The organism is Coleofasciculus sp. FACHB-542 (assembly GCF_014695825.1).
In the GTDB taxonomy this organism is placed as follows: Bacteria; Cyanobacteriota; Cyanobacteriia; order Cyanobacteriales; family FACHB-T130; genus FACHB-T130.
The window spans coordinates 1-19,752 of sequence record NZ_JACJPB010000052.1 but is presented as its reverse complement, the minus strand read 5'-3'; the positions used below and the strand labels follow the sequence as shown (position 1 = coordinate 19,752).

Below are 19,752 nucleotides of genomic sequence, written 5' to 3'. Positions count from 1 at the left end.
GTAAAAATTAAGCCGTAACCAGTAACGATAGCGATCGCGTCTGGGAATCCACTATCGTCAACGAGAATCTAGATGAAGTATTCCCCAAATCGCTATTGATGCCAAGCAATCCGGGAGAGCGATCGCACTCCTCTCTCTGTTCTAGGTACCTTCACACCGAGGATAAGTAATTAGATAGAATTTGGTATCATTCACCAAATGGTTAGCACCATCCGTGCTACAATTGTACTACAAAACGGGGTTAGCTGCTTTTTCCTAAAAGATAGAATACTACAAAAACTTTTGTAGGAAGGTTATTCAGCTAAATTATTTGTAAAAAAATTCTTATAAAATATGACAGAATTAGCAGGCGTTGCACTCGTTGATAAAAATTTAAAACTTGATTCAGGAGCGGCGTTTATTCTTACTCAACGTCATACATATAATCGAGTAATCCAAGTTAATCCAGATTGGGAAATAGAAGTGTGTTCAAGTAGCCCTTATGTAGTTGCTAGAGGCAAAAATGCAACAGAGTCAACAGTTTTTGAGCTAGCATATGAATATGTACAAATAGGGCTTGACTTACTTTCTATCAATCATGGGATAGATTTATCTGTTTGTAATAATAGTATTGAAGAGCATCTGATATGGTGGCGCGAAGGCTCAACTCAAATTTTGAGAATAATATTTGTATGCAATCATAACCTAAAATGTTCTGCTTTTGGATTTCAAAGAGATTCATCCGGAAATATAATTCCTCCGCCGCCAATTCAGAAAACAGAATACCACGAAAGCCTAAGATATCTGAGATTAGCACAAGCAACTAACGATCTATTTGATTCATATCGAAATATGTATTTATCACTAGAGTTGCTTGTTAGCTATATAGACCCTAAAAGAAAAGACGAGAAAGAATGCGTCTGGTTAAAGCGAATTTTAACGCAGCCAAGTCCAATTTTTAAAACAAATAAACCTTTTGAAAAAGCTACAATTACAGATATCTATAAGGTTCGTTGTAGCTTGTTTCATGCCAAAGAGGGAAAGCCTGTTCTGGTTCCCTATAAATTACAGGATCGAAAAACAGTCACAAAAGTCTTAAAACAACTAAGACAAATAGTTCTTTTCCTTACAGAAACCATACTAAATACTAAGCCGATAAGACGAGATGGAGGTCTAAGTATATCTCAAGATGTTTTTGATGCAATTGGGGCAGAAGTTTACTCAAATTTTAAGATTCTAGTTTCTGATAATGATGCGATGTTATCAGGCGCAGATGAAACTATTAATAACATTGACTATAAGTTAACGGTGCCCCTGGATACTAGTTACGACGATAACTTCAGAAAGCTTGGTCAAAAAGCTTTATTTGGTGTAATTGCAGGCTCTAAGTTAAAAACGCTAAAGAGAATTACAGGGCTTGTTTTGAAAAAAGGAGAGGAATTGGGCGCTACAGCGGGATTAGAAACAGCATTAACCTATAAATCTATTGATCGACTGGAAGCATTAATTATTTTCAAGGCTAAGATAATCGATGTATAAATATCTATTTTAAATAGGATTCAGCTACATAAGGCTGAATGACTAATAATTTCTGAAACTGCGATCCCTTCTCGCATCCTCCCCAACTACCCACAAACTCAGCTGAAAAAGTGACAATCAAGCTATAACTAGCAAACGATAAAGTCATGGCTGAAGTAGAAATCTACAGCGCAAGCGTGTGTCCCTATGCCCATCGAACGCGGTTGGCGCTGCTTGAGAAAGGTGTAGAGTTTAAACTGATCGAGATTGACTTGCAAAATAAGCCGGAGTGGTTCGCAGATATCTCGCTTTATGGCAAAGTCCCAGTCATTAAATACGGTAGCGCTGCGTTTGGGAATCCACTATCATCTCTTTTCGAGCAACAGTCGCAATTTCCCTAACTGGAAGATTTCTTTAATAAATAATGTTCTACCGTCCCTTTGTCATCTTGATAAGTCTTTGAGTAATTTTCGTCGATGTAAGTGTTGAATTGACTATTACTCTTAAATGTTTCAATCCATCTTGCTAGGACAATTTGTTCGGGACGATACTTTGTCAAAACAGCAATAATATCATCGAAAGTCAAATTTCCCGATTTAAATCGTTTATCTGACATAACGGCAAGTTCTGGAGGAACCGGCAAACCCGCATAAAAAGCGTATATGGGGCGATCTGTGAATATCCATTGAGTAGAATCTTTGTGTTTCAAGACTAGATTCATAACTTCAAGACTTTTCGGTGGTCTTCCTTTAGGCTTAGCAGGAATCGCAATCATCGACACAATCAAAAGCGCTGTTGCTAAGACGGGAAAAATTAGCTTTTTGAAATTTAGCGATTTTAGATTAGAATTCCACCCTTTTGGAAACAAATTAATTACTAAAGCAACTCCATAGGCAGCTAACCAGCAGATAGGAATCGCCAGTAAAGGATAGTAGTGATACCAAACAGGTTTATGCTTGAGGAGAATTAGGCTAGCAGTCACTAGCCATGTTATAGGAAAAATCCCCTCTCTTTGTTTTTTAAATAAAATTGCTAGACTACCAATGAATGCCAAAAATACATAGTCATAGTCTTGATAAAGAAAGTAAGGTAAATTTTCAATATTATTAAAGGTTGTTGATTGACCTTGAACTTTCTCTCCCAAGTGTGCTTGAACTAGCTGTTCATAATTAAAAGCTTGAAAAATTAAGCTAACTCCTAGATAGATAACTGCAATAAAAATTAACCATAAAAGCAGAGGAGATAAAACAGAGGACGGAAAGAAGTTTTTTGATTTACTTCCCTCCGGTTCTCGGAGTTTAAAATCCAGCAGATAAAAAATCATTAAAGGAACCAGAAATATAGTAAATAGTTTCGTTTGCAAAGATACTGCTAAAACGGCTCCTGATAAAATAATGAAACGTTTACGACGCTGCCGTTTGTAGAGAGTTAGCAAATAAACAGAGAGCATTGCCAGAGATAAAGAGGGAATCCCAATCATCACGGAAATGCTGAGTCTAAGAAATAACCATGAAGTGAAGAGTAATACTGTAGCGACAAAGGCAGGTATTCTTCCTAAAGAGAAGCGTATAATTTGATAAAAAGACCAGATTAGAAGTGCTGAAAAGAGTATAACCAACACCCGTGCCGCAAAAACTGAATATCCAAATATATTAAACCAGTAGGATAAAAAGACGGTGAATAGAGGTGGTTGATCGTTCCATATCTGGGTATATAGAGAAAAGCCTTGGGAGTATAAAAGCGCTTTTATTAAATTTAATCCCTCATCATAATCAAATTCAAAAGCTTGCTGGACTGGTCTAATTGCAAGTACGAAGCCAACGTAGAGAAATAGTATGATTAGGTGAAAAAAGATATTCTTTAAATAGGTCATATTTAATATTTTTTTTTACTTTTATAGGTAGCAAAAGCCTAAAATCAATAATTAATGAGCGGCTAATGGTAAATGGAGAGGATATTTTTAATACATTTTAAAAACTAATTGCACTCCGGAACCCCACCCCAACCCTCCCCGTAAACGGGGAGGGAGAAAAGAGAAAAGGAGAAATCCTAGTTGAGGGGTTTATATAAATTTTCACAATGAGATGCTCTCAATTAAATAGCTACCAGACATACCTTATATAGAGTTTTAGGTAATAAGTGAAATTAGCCAAACGTTTATATTATGTATCTGGCTTTATTACCTCCACCTCACCAATGATTGCTTGGGTTCCTGGGGAATTTCCGACCGCATCGTGGGTTTCCAATTGTTGTCCCTTGCTGGGCGAATACCACCCTACCTCAAGACGGTAGCGATTGGGGGGTGTACCGGGTGCAACTGTAAGTTTATGGACATCGCGTAAAACTGTCCCTGAAGTTACTTTATCTGTAAAAAAATAGCCATCCAGCGGACGTGCATCGGAACGATTTTGTAGGTTTCCTTGCGTGTCGCGCAGACTGATGTTAATCGTCATATCAGGGGGTATCGGTGCCAAAAATTTCCAGTAGAATGTCAATACCAGCACTTCACCGGGCGAGAGTTTAGAAGTATTCACGTCATAACCGAGCAATCGCACTTGCTTGCCGAAAGATATAGAAAGCGGAACCTGAATGCGTTCTAAATCCTCCGGTAAAGGCATTGGGCCAGGATACACTCGTGCATAGTCAATATCGTGCAATCGTGCCGCATACAACGGTTGCTGAGGGACAAAGTAAGCGATCGCTTTTGGTTCTGGCAACTGACGCTGGAATTGGTTGTAGTACAATACCACGCGATTCGCTGTTGTCCAAGGTTGAGGATCGGGCAGGATATCTTTTTCTATCGGTAAAGTTTGACCGTGAAAATAGGCGGCAAATGAGGAACTATACCAACTAGCGACTTTGATTTCTTTGGCATTCGGTGACTGATTCAACCATTTAGCGGCTAAGTCGAGACCCTCGCCTTGACCGATCATAAATATGTGTTTGGCAGCACCCGAACCGCCCAGCAAAGGGTTGTAATAGCTCAGGTAATAAGGATAGTAGGGGATAAGGACGATGAGTTGGAAGAGGAAAAGCGCGATCGCTGTGGTTACGCCTCGGTTGATTCCCCATTTACCGAAGCGATGCTTCCCGAAGCGACGCCGCAGTGCCTCCGCGCCGCGTCCGACCCAAATCATCATTTCTAGCCAGCCAACCGCAGATAGCAGTGCTAGCACTGGGAAGAAAAGGTTAATGTAACGGTCAATCTTACTGTCGCTGACTGAGAGGATCAGCAGCACGCACAAGGGAATTAAAGCGAGTGCTGTTACTTCCGGCATCTTCTTTTGGTGACGCCGCAGCTTGGGGATTAACAATATCGCTAAAAATGCCAGCAACCCCACTTGCAGCACGGGAGAGAGACGATACGCCAGCACTAGCGGATAAAAAAGTAGTCCCGGCGAATCAGTGATTTGCCCTAAAAAGAAAAGTACGCCTCTGGCTGACTCTTTCAACAGACCTTTATAAATCTGCGCCACAACATAGGAGGGGGACACCCACATCGCAGGCCAAATTAGAACGATTGTCCCTAAAATGCTCAATCCCCACCACCTGAGATCCGCCAACTGCTGCTTCCAACCCCTTTGAGGGAAGCTGGGTCGCCAGATTCCCGACTCAATTAGCGCTATCCAGAGGGCAACAGCAGGCAAGATAAATAGAGCCGTCACTTTTGTCGCTGTCGCCAGTCCCATAAATACCCCAGAGGCGACAAGCAAGCGACGATAGCGGTAGCGATCGCTCCGCAGATACAGTAAAAATAGCAGCAACGCCAAAATACTAAAATCAGCCATGAGCGCGTCAGTCGTGAGGTAGCGCTGATAAGCCAAAAAGAAGGGTTCTAGTAACAGTAGGCTAAGAGAGCATAGGGCGACGGATTGCCCTAACAGCCGCTTTGCAAGTATATAAAAACACACCATACACGCTGAAGCGATCGCACCCTGTAGCAAGCGCGGCAGCACGTAGAAGAGGATGGGGAACTGAACTTGGTTGAAACAGGCATCTAGGTCTAGTGGCTGATTCAGACCTAGCAAACTTGGGAAGTGCTTTTGCAACCGACAATTCGCTAACATACTGCTGCCAATCACCCACATATTGGTGACGCCTGGATGATGACGGCGATAGGTGCCAGTTAAATCTCCCTCCAGCAAGTTCTGTATAAAGGTGCTACCGCGAGTCATCCACAGCACTTCATCAGAATTGATGGGAACGGTAATTGCCAGGATGCGTAGCGTCAGCGACACCAGAAAGATGCCGAGCAAAAGAGGAGAGCCTTTTATTTTGATCAATAGAAGTATGTGACTTTAAATTAATAGCCCATTCTCCGACTTTTAGAGGCTGTTTGTAAACATCGGTGAGCAGATAGCCTTGATCTAGCAGTTCTATATAATTCCGAAATGCGAAATCCCCGGATTCTTCAAGAATTCGGGGATTTAAAACTGTTAGGCTCTCATACCTTAAATAGGATTGCCCTATTAAGCTTGATTCGTGATAAAAAAAGGTTACTTCCCGGACAACAGTAACTCTATCACTTCAAACGCCCAGAACGTAGGATGCTCACAATTAACCACAAACCCAGGAAGCTAGCAGCAGCAAATAGACCATTGCTTAATAAAGATAGCCCCCCTCCTGTTTGAGCATTACTGGAGATAATCGCCGCCCCGATAATTAGGGAACCCACGACAACACTAAAGGAAAGGCGGTTAGCAGAGTTCTCCAAACTGCGACGAAATGGAATGATGTCTGGCATCTTTATATTCCACTTCAAAGTTTCAGTCGTGATTCTTTCAAGCAGCAACTCCACTTGCCGGGGAGATTCCAAAGACAAACTTTTGATATCTAAAGCGGTTCTCAACAAAGCTTGTAATGGGTCATCTCCGAATAATTGACGCCGAAATAAATCGGTCATCAAAGGCTTAATTTCCTCGATGAGATTTAAGTCTGGGTCAAATAAATGCCCTGTCCCCTCCAAATTCGCTAGCGTTTTTGAATATAAGCCCATGTTGCTAGGCAACCGGATTTTATTGTCGCGGGCGATTTGCAACACTTCATAAAAAACTTGACTCAAATTAATTTGTGACAGGCTCAGGTTGTAATACTTTCGCAACAGCTTTTCAAAGTCACTTTCCAACTTTGCTAAATTTGCTGGTTGAGCCGATTCAGCTAATTGCAAAGTCAACTGACTACAGCGACGGGCATCAATATTGGCGATCGCTAACAGCATCTCTGTTAAAATCTGCTGAGTCCGGGGGTCTAGTCGCCCGATCAGCCCAAAGTCAAGCAGCGCTACGCGACCATCTCTCAGATAAAAAATATTGCCTGGATGCGGGTCAGCGTGAAAGAAGCCGTCAAGATACAACTGTTGAAAGAAAACGCGACACAGTAGCCGAGTGATGTCTCGCCGCTGGTCGCTGGGGCTTTTACCGTCGTTGATTTGCTCGAAATTTGCCTCTAGCAGCGGTACCCCATCTAGCCATTCCAGTACCAATAGCTTTTGGGTGGTTAACTGCCAAATAATTTCCGGAATCACCACCTGCTTCGGGTCAAACCAGCGGCTGGTCGATAAATTGCGGCGTAGCTGGTTGGTGAAATTAGCTTCTTGGGTAAAATCAAGCTCAGCCAGCAAAGCATTAGAAAATTCGTTCGCTAAAGCGACAATATCGATATCTGGCCCAATATCGGTGCGAGCAACTAAATCGGCTAAACCTTTAATGATGGAAATATCTTGAGAGATAATCGCATCAATTCCAGGTCGCTGCACCTTCAGAGCCACTTCCCGCCCATCTGCTAAGGTGGCGCGATGCGTCTGAGCAATTGAACCAGCAGCAACCGCCACCGGGTTGATGGTGCTGAAAACTTCCTCCATCGGACGATCCAATTGCTTCCGAATCACCACTTCAACTTCTGACCAAGGCACGGGCGGTACCTCAGATTGAAGCGTTGACAGTTTTTCAATGTAGTCCGCCGAGAGTAAGTCAGGGCGAGTCGAGAGCAGTTGCCCCAGCTTGACATAGACGGGACCCAAATCCACTAAGATGTTGCGAAGGACGGCGGGAGTCGGCAGCCTCGGTTCATCAGCTTTGCCGCCGGTCAAGAGCCGTCTCATGTAGTCCCAACCGTTGCGGAAGACGACCTCAAGGATTTCTCTTTGGCGAGAAGTGGTTTGGGTTAAGGAAAACACGGGTTTTAAGGGATAGCTAATGGAATCATGGAAGTCTGGCTAATGGGTCTTGAACAATTCGCAATTCGCCATTAGCCATCATCCCTCTTATTAATACTTCATACTTCCAACTTCTGCCTTCCGTTGGAGGGTAGATTACAGCAACTTTTCAAGCTTCGGATCGGTTCGTAGCAACTCAAGAACCTTTTTGATTTCTTGGGTGCGGTCTTTTTGGACAATCAGCGTGACATTGCGATCGCGCACAATCACCACATCCTCCATCCCAATCGTCACGATTACCTCATCCTCACCCTCGGCGTAGAGAATCGCCCCTTGCGTATCCATTCCCACGTGAGTCGCCAGTTCTACATTGGGCTTATCGCCTTTCAGCAACCGTTCGATGGCGTTCCAATCTCCCAAATCGTCCCAGCCAAAAGACACTGGCAGCACATAAGCTAGCTGCGTCTTCTCCATCAGCGCATAGTCGATACTCTTCTTCGGCACCTGAGAGTACGCTTCGACACCTTTTTCTTCGAGAAGATGAATAATTTCCGGTGCGTAAGTACGGAGTTCATCTAGGACGACCCCAGCTTGAAAGATGAACATTCCGCTATTCCAGCTGAATCGACCCGTTGCCAGAAACTCCTCTGCCGTCGGGCGGTCGGGTTTTTCCGTGAATCGGCTGACGCGGTAGGCAGGAAATTCCCCAACCTTGCCAGTTTCTTCCCCTTGCTCAATGTAACCGTAGCCCGTAGATGGATAATTCGGCTGAATCCCCAGCGTCACAATCGACGGCTGAGTTGCTGCCAAGCTTGCACCGGCTTCCAGCGTTTGTTGAAAAGCCTTCTCATCCGCGATCCAGTGGTCGGCGGGGAAAAAGCCCACAACCGCGTTTTCTCCATACCGCTTGGCAATTTCCAGTGTTGTCCAAGCGACCGCTGGGGCAGTATCGCGCCCCTCTGGTTCTACCAGCAAATTTTCTGCTGGTAGGTGGGGCAGTTGTTCTTTCACCCCATCTGCCAGCACAGCAGAAGTAACGACCCATAGCTTCTCCCAGCCTCCAGCCACAGACAACAGTCGGTCAGCAGTCGCTTGCAGCAAACTCTTGCCGCTGCCATCCAAACTTAAAAACTGCTTAGGTCGGTGCTTGCGGCTGAGGGGCCAGAAGCGTTCCCCTTTACCACCGGCGAGAATTACAGGGATTAGCGATTGATTCATTTTTGGCTTTAGCCTATTGTTTTCGGCTCTATGTTAACCTTGACGCGATCGCGATCGCTGTTTAACCTTTGTGCTTGCTCCCGATCAAACGCCTTGTGCAACTTCTCCCAACTTTCTGTAGAAACCAACCTGTAGAAGCAAGCTTAAGGTACCGCTGCAATGTCATTTCCTTTGGGAGATGGAGAACCTGAAGTTATAATCCACCTTGGAAATAAGTCTCCAGAAAGATACATATAGTCTGCGGTTGTGGTGATGAGGTAAACGTGGAAGAAGGTATCAAACAGTCTCAAACCAGTCCAGACCACGAAATGTCTAAAGGTTCTGGCAATCAGCAGGAACCCCGTACAGATGGCGTTGATGACGATTCCGATACCTCACCCCAATCGCAGACAAGCGATGTGGCAAATGAGGTTTCGCCCCAAAGAAATAGCTTGGGGCGGCGCTTGTTATGGATCGCTGTCTTTCTCATTACAGCAACAGTTTCTGCCACAGTGGGAGCAACTTTAGCACTGATTACCCCTTTGTCGCCGATCGTTGCCTCCCAGACTCCAGGAGAAAAGACCGCGACTGAGGGATGGGGTCGAGGTTTTCAGTACCGTCTGGCGCGACCCGTCAATATCCTGGTTATGGGAATTGACCGCCTCCACAACTCACCAGATAATTCGCCGGATAATTTCACCGGCAACAGCGATACGATGCTGCTGTTACGGTTAGACCCGACTGACCATTCAGTAAAAATGCTTTCCATTCCACGAGATACGCGAGTGGAAATTCCGGGCGTTGGTTTTAACAAGATCAACCAGGCGAATGTCAACGGGGGCGCAGCCTTATCCGCACGAGTTGTCAGCCGTACCCTAAACAACGTCCAGATCGATCGATACGTGCGAGTCACCACCGATGCCTTTCGGGAGTTGGTGGATTTGGTGGGCGGCATTGAGGTATTTGTTCCTCGCCAGATGTCCTATGTAGACGAAACCCAAAAACTCAAAATCGATCTTTCCCCAGGCTGGCAAACTCTCAATGGCGACCAAGCAGAACAGTTTGCGCGGTTCCGGAATGACAAGAACGGCGATATTGGTCGGGTGCAGCGACAGCAAGCCCTTCTCAAGTCGTTGCGGCAGCGTCTGACGAACCCAGCCGTATTGCCTCGCTTGCCTCAACTGATCCGGGTGATGTGGAAGTACGTTGACACGAATCTCAGCTTAGAAGAAACCCTAGCGCTGGCAAATTTTGGCATCAACTTGGAGCAAGATGATTTCAAAATGGTGTTGTTGCCCGGTCGATTCAGCGACCCCCAGGAGTACATTGCCAGCTATTGGATTCTGGATTCCGGGGGGAGAGATCGCATCATGCGCCAATATTTTGGGCAAGAAACGACTCTTGCCTCTGTAGAGGAAAGCCGTTCTCTTAGCACCCTGAGAATCGCAATCCAAAATGCCACCGAGCAGCCTGGTATCGCTTATCGCGTTTCTGAATATCTGGCGGCGAAGGGATTTGTAAATGTTTATGTTGTCAATGATTGGCCCGACCGCGAACGCCAAACTCAAATTATTGTGCAGCAAGGCGATTTAACAAAAGCAGCGGCTTTGAAAAGAGTGCTGGGCGTCGGTCATATTGAAGCGGCTTCTATCGGTGATTTGGAATCTGAGATTACCCTACGAGTGGGTGAAGACTGGCTCGATACAATGAAAAATGTACAATAAAAAATTGAAAAACCGCCTTATTTTTATCTTTGATTGCAGACGAAGCTGGAGAACCTTAAAAAGAACAACTTGCTTTTTAAATTTTTGATTAATCCTATGCAACCTTTAACTTCAAAAGCAATTAAAAATTTTGTGGTGCGCGTGCTTAGCGGTATCTTGCTATTAGCTTTGGCATGGCTGTGGGTGATGTTGAGCGCTACTCCTGCTTTTGCTCAGGCAGGGACAATTAATTACACCAATATTAATTTGGAAAATCGGGATTTCTCGAATGCTGATTTAGTTGGTGGTGTATTTGTCGCAGCTGAAATGCGAGGAACAAACTTCCAGGGAGCTGACCTTACCAATGCGATTCTGACCAAGGGAGTGTTATTAAAAGCAAATCTGGAAGGAGCAAACCTGACTGGGGCTTTGGTAGACCGAGTAACGTTGGACGAGGCTAATTTAACCAACGCGATTTTAACGGAAGCGACGTTGACGCGGACTCGCTTCTACGACACCATCATTACTGGCGCTGATTTTACGGATGCGCTAATTGACCGCTACGAAGTGGCTCAGCTCTGTCAGCGAGCAGAAGGTGTGAACCCAGTAACGGGTGTTTCTACGCGGGACAGCTTAGGCTGTCGCTAAACGGTCGTTCGCCAATTGTTGCATAGGCTCCCAGTTGAGGACATCTTGGAGTAATGCCTGATAGCCTGCGACATTGGGGTGGAGTCCGTCTTCGGTAAGATGCGATCGCCACCAATCTTCACCCCGATTCATCCACAGCTCGAAAATATCTAGATAAGGAATCTGTCGCGCCTGACACGCTAGCCGCGTTGCTTCTTTATAGCGATATTGATCGGCGTGATTGTAGTAAAAACAGTCGAGAAACGGCATTTTCGCCTCATCTACTGGCACCATCCCCACAAAGAGTACCGGACAGAATCTTTGGGTTAGCGTTGCAGTTGCGCTCTGAGTACATCGCTCCAGCAACAAATCCATTTCTGCTTTGAAAACTTCAAAGTCGGTAAAATTCCGCCCAGTCGGTCGAGCCAACCGAGCCGAATCATTGACCCCGACTGATAGAATAATGGCATCGGGTACGCGATTTCTCAGCTCACCGCGATGGCGAAACTCCTGCTCTAACCGCTGTTGCACTTGGCTGATGCCGTCACCCCGGACACCCAAATTGTAGAGAACGTGTCCCGGACTATCCGGCAGCATCCAGCGACGCCGCAGCCGCTCTACCCACCCGCCACCTTCCGGATCGCCGAATCCATAAACAAGACTGTCTCCCAGTGCTACAAGCTTCAGAGGATGGCGATCGCTTTCAGGAAACGGCTTAATCGTAGGAGGGACAAGGGTTTGCATGGACTGTAATCTCGAACTTATTTTCAGAATGATATAGATAGATTGATAAGAATCTACATAATATTAAACGATTCTTTGTCTTGAAAGAAATTCTTCAGTGAATCTCCGGGCGGTGCTAACAGCCACAAAAATTGGGGACTCCTGCTAGACTGAAGGGTGCAAGGTGACAGGAGGGTCGCGCGACTGTGCGCCGCTACTCACGAACAACAATTAACAACTAATCCAACGTGATGCAAAAGCGTTTCAAGTTTGATACAACCGAAGTTTTACTCCGGGCTGAAGAGCTGGTGAGTGCTGCTTCCAATCGCTACCGGATTACCGTTCAAGTAGCGAATCGCGCTAAGCGCCGTCGCTATGAAGACTTTGATAATGTTGACGATCCGATGATGAAGCCAGTGCTGCGGGCGATTCTGGAAATGTCCGATGAGCTAACGCAACCGGAAATTATTGGCGATTAGATAAAAAACAACAAGCAAGATGAAGCGACAAACCAGAAAATTTCCCAAGCGAATGCTACGTTTTGCCGTTGCCTCTCTAACGGCGCTGTTTTTATTTCCTTGGGGAAGCATCTTTGATCCTTCATCCTCGCTTTTTCATCTTTCCGAACAGCCTGCGATTGCCCAGATGTACGGAACTCAGGATGTCTGGCGGCAAGTTTATCAACGCCTACCGGATTTGCCGCTAGAAAATCAATACATCAGTAAGGAAACCGGCAAGCAGGCATCGGAAAATACCCTAGTAGGTCGCATCATCCGCTATCACGTTTATGTAAAGTCACGTCCACCCAACTATCGGCTGGACTGGAAACTGACCTTAGCGGACTATCTGGGCGCAAACGAACTAATCCAGGAGTCGCTATATCCGGGTTATGATACGTTGCAGAAAAATCCCATGCAGAGCGATCGCGCGGTCATTGAACGCCTGAATCGAGCGCAACGAGACGCCTTAGTTCAAGTCCTCGTGAGTCTATTCACTCCCAATTCTCAGCAGCAGGCACCCGTACCTTCTCCCAGCGCTTCACCTCAGCCACAGGCAGCACCCAAACCCAGTGGAGGGCTAGCACTGCCTCAGCCAGGAGATGCTCAGTTACTCAAGTAAGGAAAAATTAAAAACTAAAAATGTAAGAAAAGCGCTTTAGTTTTTGATTTTTAATGACTTTTATGGAACGTCTCATCAAAAGTGGAGTTGGCTGGCGCATTGGCTGGAACCCTAACACGACTGAGTTTAAAGGGTTAGTTGGTGGGGATGATTGGGCGATAGAGCTGACAGAGGCAGAGTTAAATGAGTTTTGTCGCTTGCTGGCACAATTGGCAGAAAGTATGAGCCAGATAGCGACTGAGTTGATGGATGAGGAGAAAATCGCCTGCGAAACCGAAAGCGACTTACTTTGGATGGAAGTAGAGGGCTACCCCCATGCTTACAGCCTTCGTTTCATTCTCCACACGGGACGGCGGGGTGAGGGTAGCTGGAATGAGGCAGCAGTACCGGGTTTGATGCAAGCGGCTCAAATGTTAAAGGTTTTCTGATTGCATCTTGACAGCTTTAAGAAAGCTGGTATAGAATATAAGACTGTGCCGGGGTGTAGCGCAGGTTGGTAGCGCGCAGCTTTGGGGTAGCTGAGGTCGTGGGTTCGAATCCCGCCACTCCGATTAGTCCGGCAGAATCCGTTAAGTTGAAAGGGGCGAGTTCTCCTGAGGGAGATAAAAAATCGCTCATCATTGTCATAGAAGCTAAGTCATAGACGCTCATGGCTTAGCGTGTAGGGAGCCTGTATCGCGGTTATTGTTGTGGAGCGATCGCTTATGCTCAGACGTTTAACCAGCCGCTCTCTGCTGACGGCAGCTATTTTTCTGGTTGTGACATCGCTTACCCTAATAATTGTCCTATTAACTAAGCAGCCAGTTATGACATCTCAACCCCAGCTGCTAACCGATCCCTTTCTACAACTGCCGACCGAAACAAGCGTGCGAGTCGTGTGGTTTACTGAGTTTGCTGGTGAGCATCGTGTCGCCTACGGTGAGAATCTCGCTCGCAGTGTCGTCGCCAGTACCACCAAACTCAGCCGCACTCGTGAGGATAGTCAATCGCGGGTAGGAAATCAGACTCAAGACGGTCAGATTTACCAGCAGCCAACCAGCCGAGACATCTGGCGGCACGAAGCAGAGGTGACTGGCTTAACTCCTGGCACGCAAGTTTCTTATCGCGTCACCAGTCTGCGGGAAGATGGTACGAGCGTTAGCAGTAAGGTATTCACGCTCGCCCCCAAACCCACACCGGGCACATCACTGAAAATTTTGCTGACTTCCGACCACCAGCTCAAGCCGATGACATCTGCCAATCTTCAGAAGGTCGTTGAGACCGTCGGGCAAGTAGACGCTGTCTTCTTTGTTGGCGATTTAGTCAACATTCCCGACCGTGCCTCCGAGTGGTTTGATGACAATCGGGGGGGTGCCTTCTTTCCTTGTCTCCAAGGTCGCAGCAACTACGAACTTGAACACAATGAACTTGAACACAATGGTGTCAAGACGGTTTACCGGGGTGGACAGATAATTCAAAACGCCCCCATGTTTGCAGCGATTGGCAATCATGAGGTGATGGGACGCTTCTCGATGGAAAGTAGCTTAAACGACCAGTTCGATGACTCCTATCCTCGTTGGGCTGCTCAGGAAATTTATGCACAAAAGGCAGAAGAAAAAAAGGCAGAGCAACTAAACCCCGGTGAGGACACGAAGCGCAATTTCGCGTCTCTTCAACAGTTAAAAGATAATTCTTTTAATACCGATACTTACGAAGAAATTTTTACTTTACCCGAAAGCAAGAAGGGTGGAAAAAAATATTATGCCGTCACATTTGGTGATGTGCGGTTGGTGGTACTTTACGCGACCAATGCGTGGCGTTACTGGGGATTGGAGGAGAAGACAAAGGGAAGATACCGCGAACGAGAAAAACACTTAAATAACCCGGAAAAGTGGGGATATGGGCAGCACATCTTTGAGCCAATTGCCAAGGGTAGCGAACAATACACCTGGCTCGAAAAAGAACTGAATAGCCCAGATTTTAAGAAAGCAAAGTATAAAGTCGTGATGTTTCATCACCCACCGCATTCACTGGGCGATAACATTGTCCCTCCTTATACCGACCCAGTGCAGACGATCGACCGAGATGGGAATGGCAATATTAAATCGGTGCGTTACAAGTACCCTAGAGAAGCAGATTACATTATCCGAGATGTAGTACCACTGCTAGAAGCTGCTAATGTGCAGTTAGTATTTTATGGGCACTCGCACCTGTGGAATCGCTTTGTCAGTTCTAGCGGGATGCACTTTTTAGAAACCTCGAATGTCGGCAACTCCTATGGTGCGGCGTTGGGCGAAAAGAAGCGACCTGTACCAGAAGAGTATCAAGAGAATGATATCGTAACGGGCGATCCGAATGGGTTGGAAGCAGTGGTACCGACCATTGCGCCGCTAATGGGTGAAGATGGGAAGCCATTGTCGTATGTGGCGAGTAATGAGATTACGGCATTTAGCATCTTCGACACGGGAACGGGTACGGTAAGCAGTTACCGTTTTGATACGCGAAAACTGGACTCAGAGGTGGTAAAGTTTGATGAATTTAAGCTGAAATAGAGGAAATTTACCCGGCGATTTATCGAGTAGGCAATGAGCGCGATCGCTCAATCATTCTAAAAAGTTGTTACCCCACCATTTTGCAAGCATAAATCGGCTAAAATTAGGTAAAGCAAGCCCCTTTACAGTTACTTTTATAAGAATCCGATATGAGTTTTGAGATACCAGTGGTTTATATCCCCGATTTCCCGCTCGAAATCGGGGATTTCGCCTTCACGAATCATTGAAGAAATAGCACAACTTAGCTATCTCGGATTGAAGGAGCCGTTGCCAAAGTTTCTGCTGCTTTTTGCATTGCTTCAAGCTCCGATGATGTCCAGGTACGAGCATCCTGACAATTATGAGCAACTAGCAATCCCCACAACCGAACAGAATTTAGAATTGGCACCACTAAATTAGCGCGTACCTTCATCGTGCGGAGAAAATCGCGGTGGCAAGGGGTAATCGGTTCTAATTCAATATCTGCGATCGCTCGTACCCTTCCTGCTTGGTACAAGGCGGCATATTCATCATTAAAACAATCATCAGGGCCTGTTGAGCCGAAGATCGAGTATTCTCTAGACCTCAAGGACTCAAACGTAACCTGCCCTTTCCATTGGCGATAAAAGTAATATAAAATTACGCGATCGACTTGAAGCAAATCTCTTAGCTCGTCGGTCGTCTTTTGAACTAAAACATCTCGCTCGATACTATTGGCAAGACGGTTAGCAAATGCTCGCAAACCCGGATCGCTATCTTGTATAGCAGGACTAGAGTCAGAATCTCTGTTGAAGTTACTTTGCACGGGAAGACAAATCCGACTGAGTTATGACAATTGAATGTTTTTTATGATAACGCTATAGTCCAAATAGCATCCACTCTAAAAGCTAAGAGATTGATGCAAACAGCGATCGCTCTTATTTTTTGGGGGTGTGCAATGTCCTATACAGCAGAAATTCACATTTTATACTTCTTGATTCACCAGTAATTGACTTTTTTGTTGCTCAATTGGAATCTCAATTAAGAACTCTGCACCCTGTCCCGGTGCTGAAGTACATTTCAGTTGACCGTTATGCTTATCTACAATTTGGTAGCTAATTGACATCCCCAAACCTGTCCCAGAACCGACCGGCTTAGTTGTAAAAAACGGATCGAATAACCGACTGCTGACTTCCTCCGTCATTCCTGGGCCATTGTCAGCAATCTGAATCCTGACTTGATTGGGTTGCACCGTAGAAGTCCGAATCCAAATTGTTGGAGATTCTTCGGGGTTCATCGCTGATGGTTTATTGCCGCGAACGGCGAACGGCGAGCAATGAACTGCTTCGAGGGCATCAATCGCATTCGTCAAAATATTCATAAATACTTGATTAATCTGTCCCGCATAGCATTCAACTTTGGGTAGGTTGCCATATTCTTTGACGATCTGAATACCCGAACGATCCGGTTTGGCTTTCAGACGATTTTGCAGGATCAGCAGCGTGCTATCGATGCCTTCATGAATATCGACAGTCTTCATCTCTGCCTCATCAAGACGAGAGAAGTTTCGTAAACTTAAGACGATTTCGCGGATGCGGTCAGCTCCTACCTTCATAGAAGATAGGATTTTAGGTAGGTCTTCAAGTAGGAAAACCAGGTCGATTTCTTCCGCCTGAGCTTGAATAGCAGCGGGTGGCTGGGGATAGTGTTCCTGGTAGAGCTGAAGCAGGCGTAGTAAATCGAGAGCGTATGCATTAGCGTATGAAAGATTGCCGTAGATGAAGTTAACGGGATTGTTAATTTCGTGGGCAACCCCCGCAACCAACTGTCCTAAAGAGGACATTTTTTCACTTTGAATCAGTTGAGCTTGAGTTTGCTTCAGTTCGCGCAAGGCGTGTTCAAGCTGAGCGGCTTTGGTTTGGGCAGTGCTAGCGGCATCAAGCTGCTGGGTGTAAAGTTCGGCTTGGTTAATCGCGATCGCTAGCTGGTTGACAACCGCCGAGAGTAATTCCACCTCGCTGTCCGTCCAAGGTTGCACTTGGTTCCGGCGATGACAAGCCAAGGCACCCAGTTCGCCACTCGGTGTCTGTATTGGCAGCGCCAGCGCTGACCGAGTGCCTGCAACGAGTAATGTTTGCGGAATGACTGGATCGTCCGGAGTTTGCACTTCATCCAGGCGGAACATTTCTAAATTCAGCATTTTTTCCTCAAACTTTGGAAAAAATCCCACCGGATAGAAGCCAAGCCAGTTCGCTTCGGTGGAAGTTCTCGCTTCCTTAACAACCTCCCATCCGGGGGGTGACGAATGGGGGCGATACCAAGCGAAGGTGCATGACTCAATCCCCATCCGCCTTTGGATCGCCCCGACGGCGGTTTCTAGAATCGTATCTAGATCGAGGGTGTTCCGGATCTGGTTAGCTAGACGGTTGAGTAGTTCTTCCTGCTGAGCGAGTTGTCTGAATCGAGTTTCCGATAGTTGCAGAGCGACTTCAGCCTGTTTGCGTTCGGTGATGTCGGTGGAAATGCCGCAAACTGCATAAGGCATACCATTGTCGTCGTAAAGCGGAAACTTCATCGAAATGTAGGTGTGTAAGCCGTCGTCTTGAGGAATCACTTCCTCACTTTCTAAAGGAATCCCTGCCGCAAGTACCTTTTGATCGTTGGTTTGCAATGCCTCAGCGACCTCATAAGGTAAGTACTCGAACTCTGTCTTCCCTTTGACTGCCTCTGCATCCACGTTGAGCAAGTTGGCACACTTGCGGTTCATCAAAATATTACGACCTTGAATATCCTTGACGTAGATAGCGGCTGGAGAGTAAGCCAGAATTGCTTGAAGCTGCTGTTCGCTCTCCCTCAGAGCGGCTTCAGCCTGTTTGGCACTTGTGATGTTCCTCGCAGTGCCCGTGGTGTCGAGGATGTTTCCGGCGTCGTCCTTAGATGCGATCGCGTTGAAGCTCATCTGAATCGGCGTTCCATCTTTACGCAGATGCACCGTCTCGTATTGGAAATACGGCTCACCCTCCAGCAGGCGCAGATGTATCTGCCAGTTCTGCTCCACTTGTTCCGGTGGCTGGAAATCGGTGAACAAACGCCCGATCATTTCTTGGGGATCGTATCCATGCATTTGTTTAACCGCAGAGTTCACAAATGTAAATCGCCCCTGTCTATCCACCGACCAAATCAAATCCTGGGAAGTCTCGACCAAATGGCGGTATCTTTGCTCACTCGCCTTCAGCGCCGCCTCTGCCTCTTCCCGGTTGGCAATTTCGCTTTGCAATTGCCCAATGGCAGCTCTTAATTCGCAGGTACGCTCCTCAACGCGGATTTCTAGCTCTTCTTTGGCTTTCTTGAGTGCTTCCTCTGCTTGTTTGCGCTGGGTGATTTCCCGCGCTACGCCAACTAAACCGATGACGTTCCCTTTGGGGTCGCGGTAGACGCTTTTTGTGGAAAGAAGCGTCCGGGTAATCCCTCTGGTGAGTATCGTTTCCTCGACAACTTGAGTCACGCCCGTCGTCATGATTTGGCGGTCAGTCTCCATGACTGGATGTGCCAACTCTAGAGGCAGTAACTCGGTATCATCCTTGCCGATAATTTTCCCTTCCGGTCTGCCAAAAATAGCGGCACCCGCCGAGTTGATCATCAAATAGCGACCCTGAAGATCCTTCACATAGATGGCATCCGGGGTGCCTTCAATCACCGCACACACAAGGCTGTAGCTGAATTCTAGTTCTTCTTTGGCTTTTTTCGCAGTTTCCTCTGCTCGCTGGCGCTGGGTGATGTCCGTGTGCGATCCAGCCATCCGAATCACTTTGCCATTGCCATCTCGCAGCGCTGCTCCCCGCGCTAAAATCCACCGATAAGAGCCATCTTTGTGCTGCAAACGATGCTGTGATTCGTAATTAGAAGCTTGGCTATTTATTACATAAGCTTGAAGGGTTGCGATCGCGCGATCGCGGTCATCGGGATGCAGTCGTTTTTCCCACTCTTCAATCTGATTGGGCAACTCATGCTCCTCATAGCCCAGCATCTTCTTCCATTGAGGTGAAAAATAGGTCTCGTTGGTTGCTATATCCCAATCCCATAATCCATCTTTAGAACCTTGAACTGCTAAATCAAACCGTTCTCGGCTCTTAGAGCTGATTTATAAAGAGAATCTAAAATCCCTCTGGATAGGCATCAAGCAAATCTTAGGCTAGATTCAGTTGAGTAGTTGCACTGCTGATGACTCGTTTGCCAGAAATCG

Annotated in this window: 15 protein-coding genes and 1 tRNA gene; 9 read left to right on the top strand and 7 right to left on the bottom strand. The window is 46.3% G+C overall.

The window, feature by feature from the left end:
- The first annotated feature begins 333 nt into the window (after nt 1-333).
- Nucleotides 334-1,518 (top strand): hypothetical protein, encoded by a 1,185-nt coding sequence (locus H6F52_RS21235; RefSeq protein ID WP_190536671.1) that lies wholly within the window; start codon nt 334-336, stop codon nt 1,516-1,518.
- Nucleotides 1,519-1,664: 146 nt separating this feature from the next.
- Nucleotides 1,665-1,898: a glutathione S-transferase N-terminal domain-containing protein gene (locus H6F52_RS21230; RefSeq protein ID WP_190536670.1), complete on the top strand. Its 234-nt coding sequence runs from the start codon at nt 1,665-1,667 to the stop codon at nt 1,896-1,898.
- Here H6F52_RS21230 and H6F52_RS21225 read toward each other — a convergent pair.
- The 4 genes from H6F52_RS21225 to H6F52_RS21210 form a co-directional block, all read right to left on the bottom strand.
- Nucleotides 1,895-3,370 carry a glycosyltransferase family 39 protein gene (locus H6F52_RS21225; RefSeq protein WP_190536669.1) on the bottom strand — a complete coding sequence of 492 codons (1,476 nt, stop codon included), beginning with the start codon at nt 3,368-3,370 and terminating at the stop codon, nt 1,895-1,897. The two genes, H6F52_RS21230 and H6F52_RS21225, sit on opposite strands and share 4 nt — an antisense overlap.
- A 289-nt stretch (nt 3,371-3,659) precedes the next feature.
- On the bottom strand, nt 3,660-5,753 hold the full coding sequence (locus tag H6F52_RS21220; RefSeq protein ID WP_199300669.1) for a glycosyltransferase family 39 protein: 2,094 nt from the start codon (nt 5,751-5,753) through the stop codon (nt 3,660-3,662).
- A gap of 266 nt (nt 5,754-6,019) precedes the next feature.
- On the bottom strand, nt 6,020-7,672 hold the full coding sequence (locus tag H6F52_RS21215; RefSeq protein WP_339380856.1) for an AarF/ABC1/UbiB kinase family protein: 1,653 nt from the start codon (nt 7,670-7,672) through the stop codon (nt 6,020-6,022).
- A gap of 135 nt (nt 7,673-7,807) precedes the next feature.
- The gene (locus tag H6F52_RS21210; RefSeq protein ID WP_190536668.1) at nt 7,808-8,869 is read right to left on the bottom strand and encodes a mannose-1-phosphate guanylyltransferase; all 1,062 of its coding nucleotides are present in this window, start codon (nt 8,867-8,869) and stop codon (nt 7,808-7,810) included.
- Between the two features lie 263 nt (nt 8,870-9,132).
- Here H6F52_RS21210 and H6F52_RS21205 point away from each other — a divergent pair, with 263 nt between their 5' ends.
- A complete protein-coding gene (locus H6F52_RS21205) occupies nt 9,133-10,572 on the top strand; it encodes an LCP family protein (RefSeq protein WP_347276240.1) in 1,440 nt (479 codons plus the stop codon).
- A 120-nt stretch (nt 10,573-10,692) separates the two neighbouring features.
- The gene (locus H6F52_RS21200) at nt 10,693-11,199 is read left to right on the top strand and encodes a pentapeptide repeat-containing protein (RefSeq protein WP_190536755.1); all 507 of its coding nucleotides are present in this window, start codon (nt 10,693-10,695) and stop codon (nt 11,197-11,199) included.
- Here the strand turns inward: H6F52_RS21200 and H6F52_RS21195 are convergent.
- Nucleotides 11,185-11,922: a GDSL-type esterase/lipase family protein gene (locus tag H6F52_RS21195; protein WP_190536667.1), complete on the bottom strand. Its 738-nt coding sequence runs from the start codon at nt 11,920-11,922 to the stop codon at nt 11,185-11,187. The genes H6F52_RS21200 and H6F52_RS21195 overlap by 15 nt on opposite strands.
- A 230-nt stretch (nt 11,923-12,152) precedes the next feature.
- Here H6F52_RS21195 and H6F52_RS21190 point away from each other — a divergent pair, with 230 nt between their 5' ends.
- The 5 genes from H6F52_RS21190 (at nt 12,153) to H6F52_RS21170 (ending at nt 15,551) form a co-directional block, all read left to right on the top strand.
- Nucleotides 12,153-12,380, top strand: coding sequence for a DNA-directed RNA polymerase subunit omega (locus H6F52_RS21190; protein ID WP_190416141.1), 228 nt, complete (start codon nt 12,153-12,155; stop codon nt 12,378-12,380).
- 19 nt (nt 12,381-12,399) lie between these two features.
- Nucleotides 12,400-13,020, top strand: coding sequence for a hypothetical protein (locus tag H6F52_RS21185; protein ID WP_242030534.1), 621 nt, complete (start codon nt 12,400-12,402; stop codon nt 13,018-13,020).
- A gap of 62 nt (nt 13,021-13,082) precedes the next feature.
- Entirely contained in the window at nt 13,083-13,448 is a 366-nt protein-coding gene (locus H6F52_RS21180; protein ID WP_190416142.1) for a DUF1818 family protein, read from the top strand.
- 49 nt (nt 13,449-13,497) lie between these two features.
- Nucleotides 13,498-13,571 (top strand) — tRNA-Pro (locus H6F52_RS21175).
- 255 nt (nt 13,572-13,826) lie between these two features.
- Nucleotides 13,827-15,551, top strand: coding sequence for a metallophosphoesterase (locus tag H6F52_RS21170; RefSeq protein WP_347276243.1), 1,725 nt, complete (start codon nt 13,827-13,829; stop codon nt 15,549-15,551).
- A gap of 241 nt (nt 15,552-15,792) precedes the next feature.
- Here H6F52_RS21170 and H6F52_RS21165 read toward each other — a convergent pair whose 3' ends face one another.
- Both H6F52_RS21165 and H6F52_RS21160 read right to left on the bottom strand, forming a co-directional pair.
- Entirely contained in the window at nt 15,793-16,335 is a 543-nt protein-coding gene (locus H6F52_RS21165) for a GAF domain-containing protein (protein ID WP_190536665.1), read from the bottom strand.
- A gap of 159 nt (nt 16,336-16,494) precedes the next feature.
- Nucleotides 16,495-19,650, bottom strand: a complete 3,156-nt coding sequence (locus H6F52_RS21160; protein ID WP_347276242.1) for a PAS domain S-box protein — start codon at nt 19,648-19,650, stop codon at nt 16,495-16,497.
- Nucleotides 19,651-19,752: the final 102 nt, after the last annotated feature.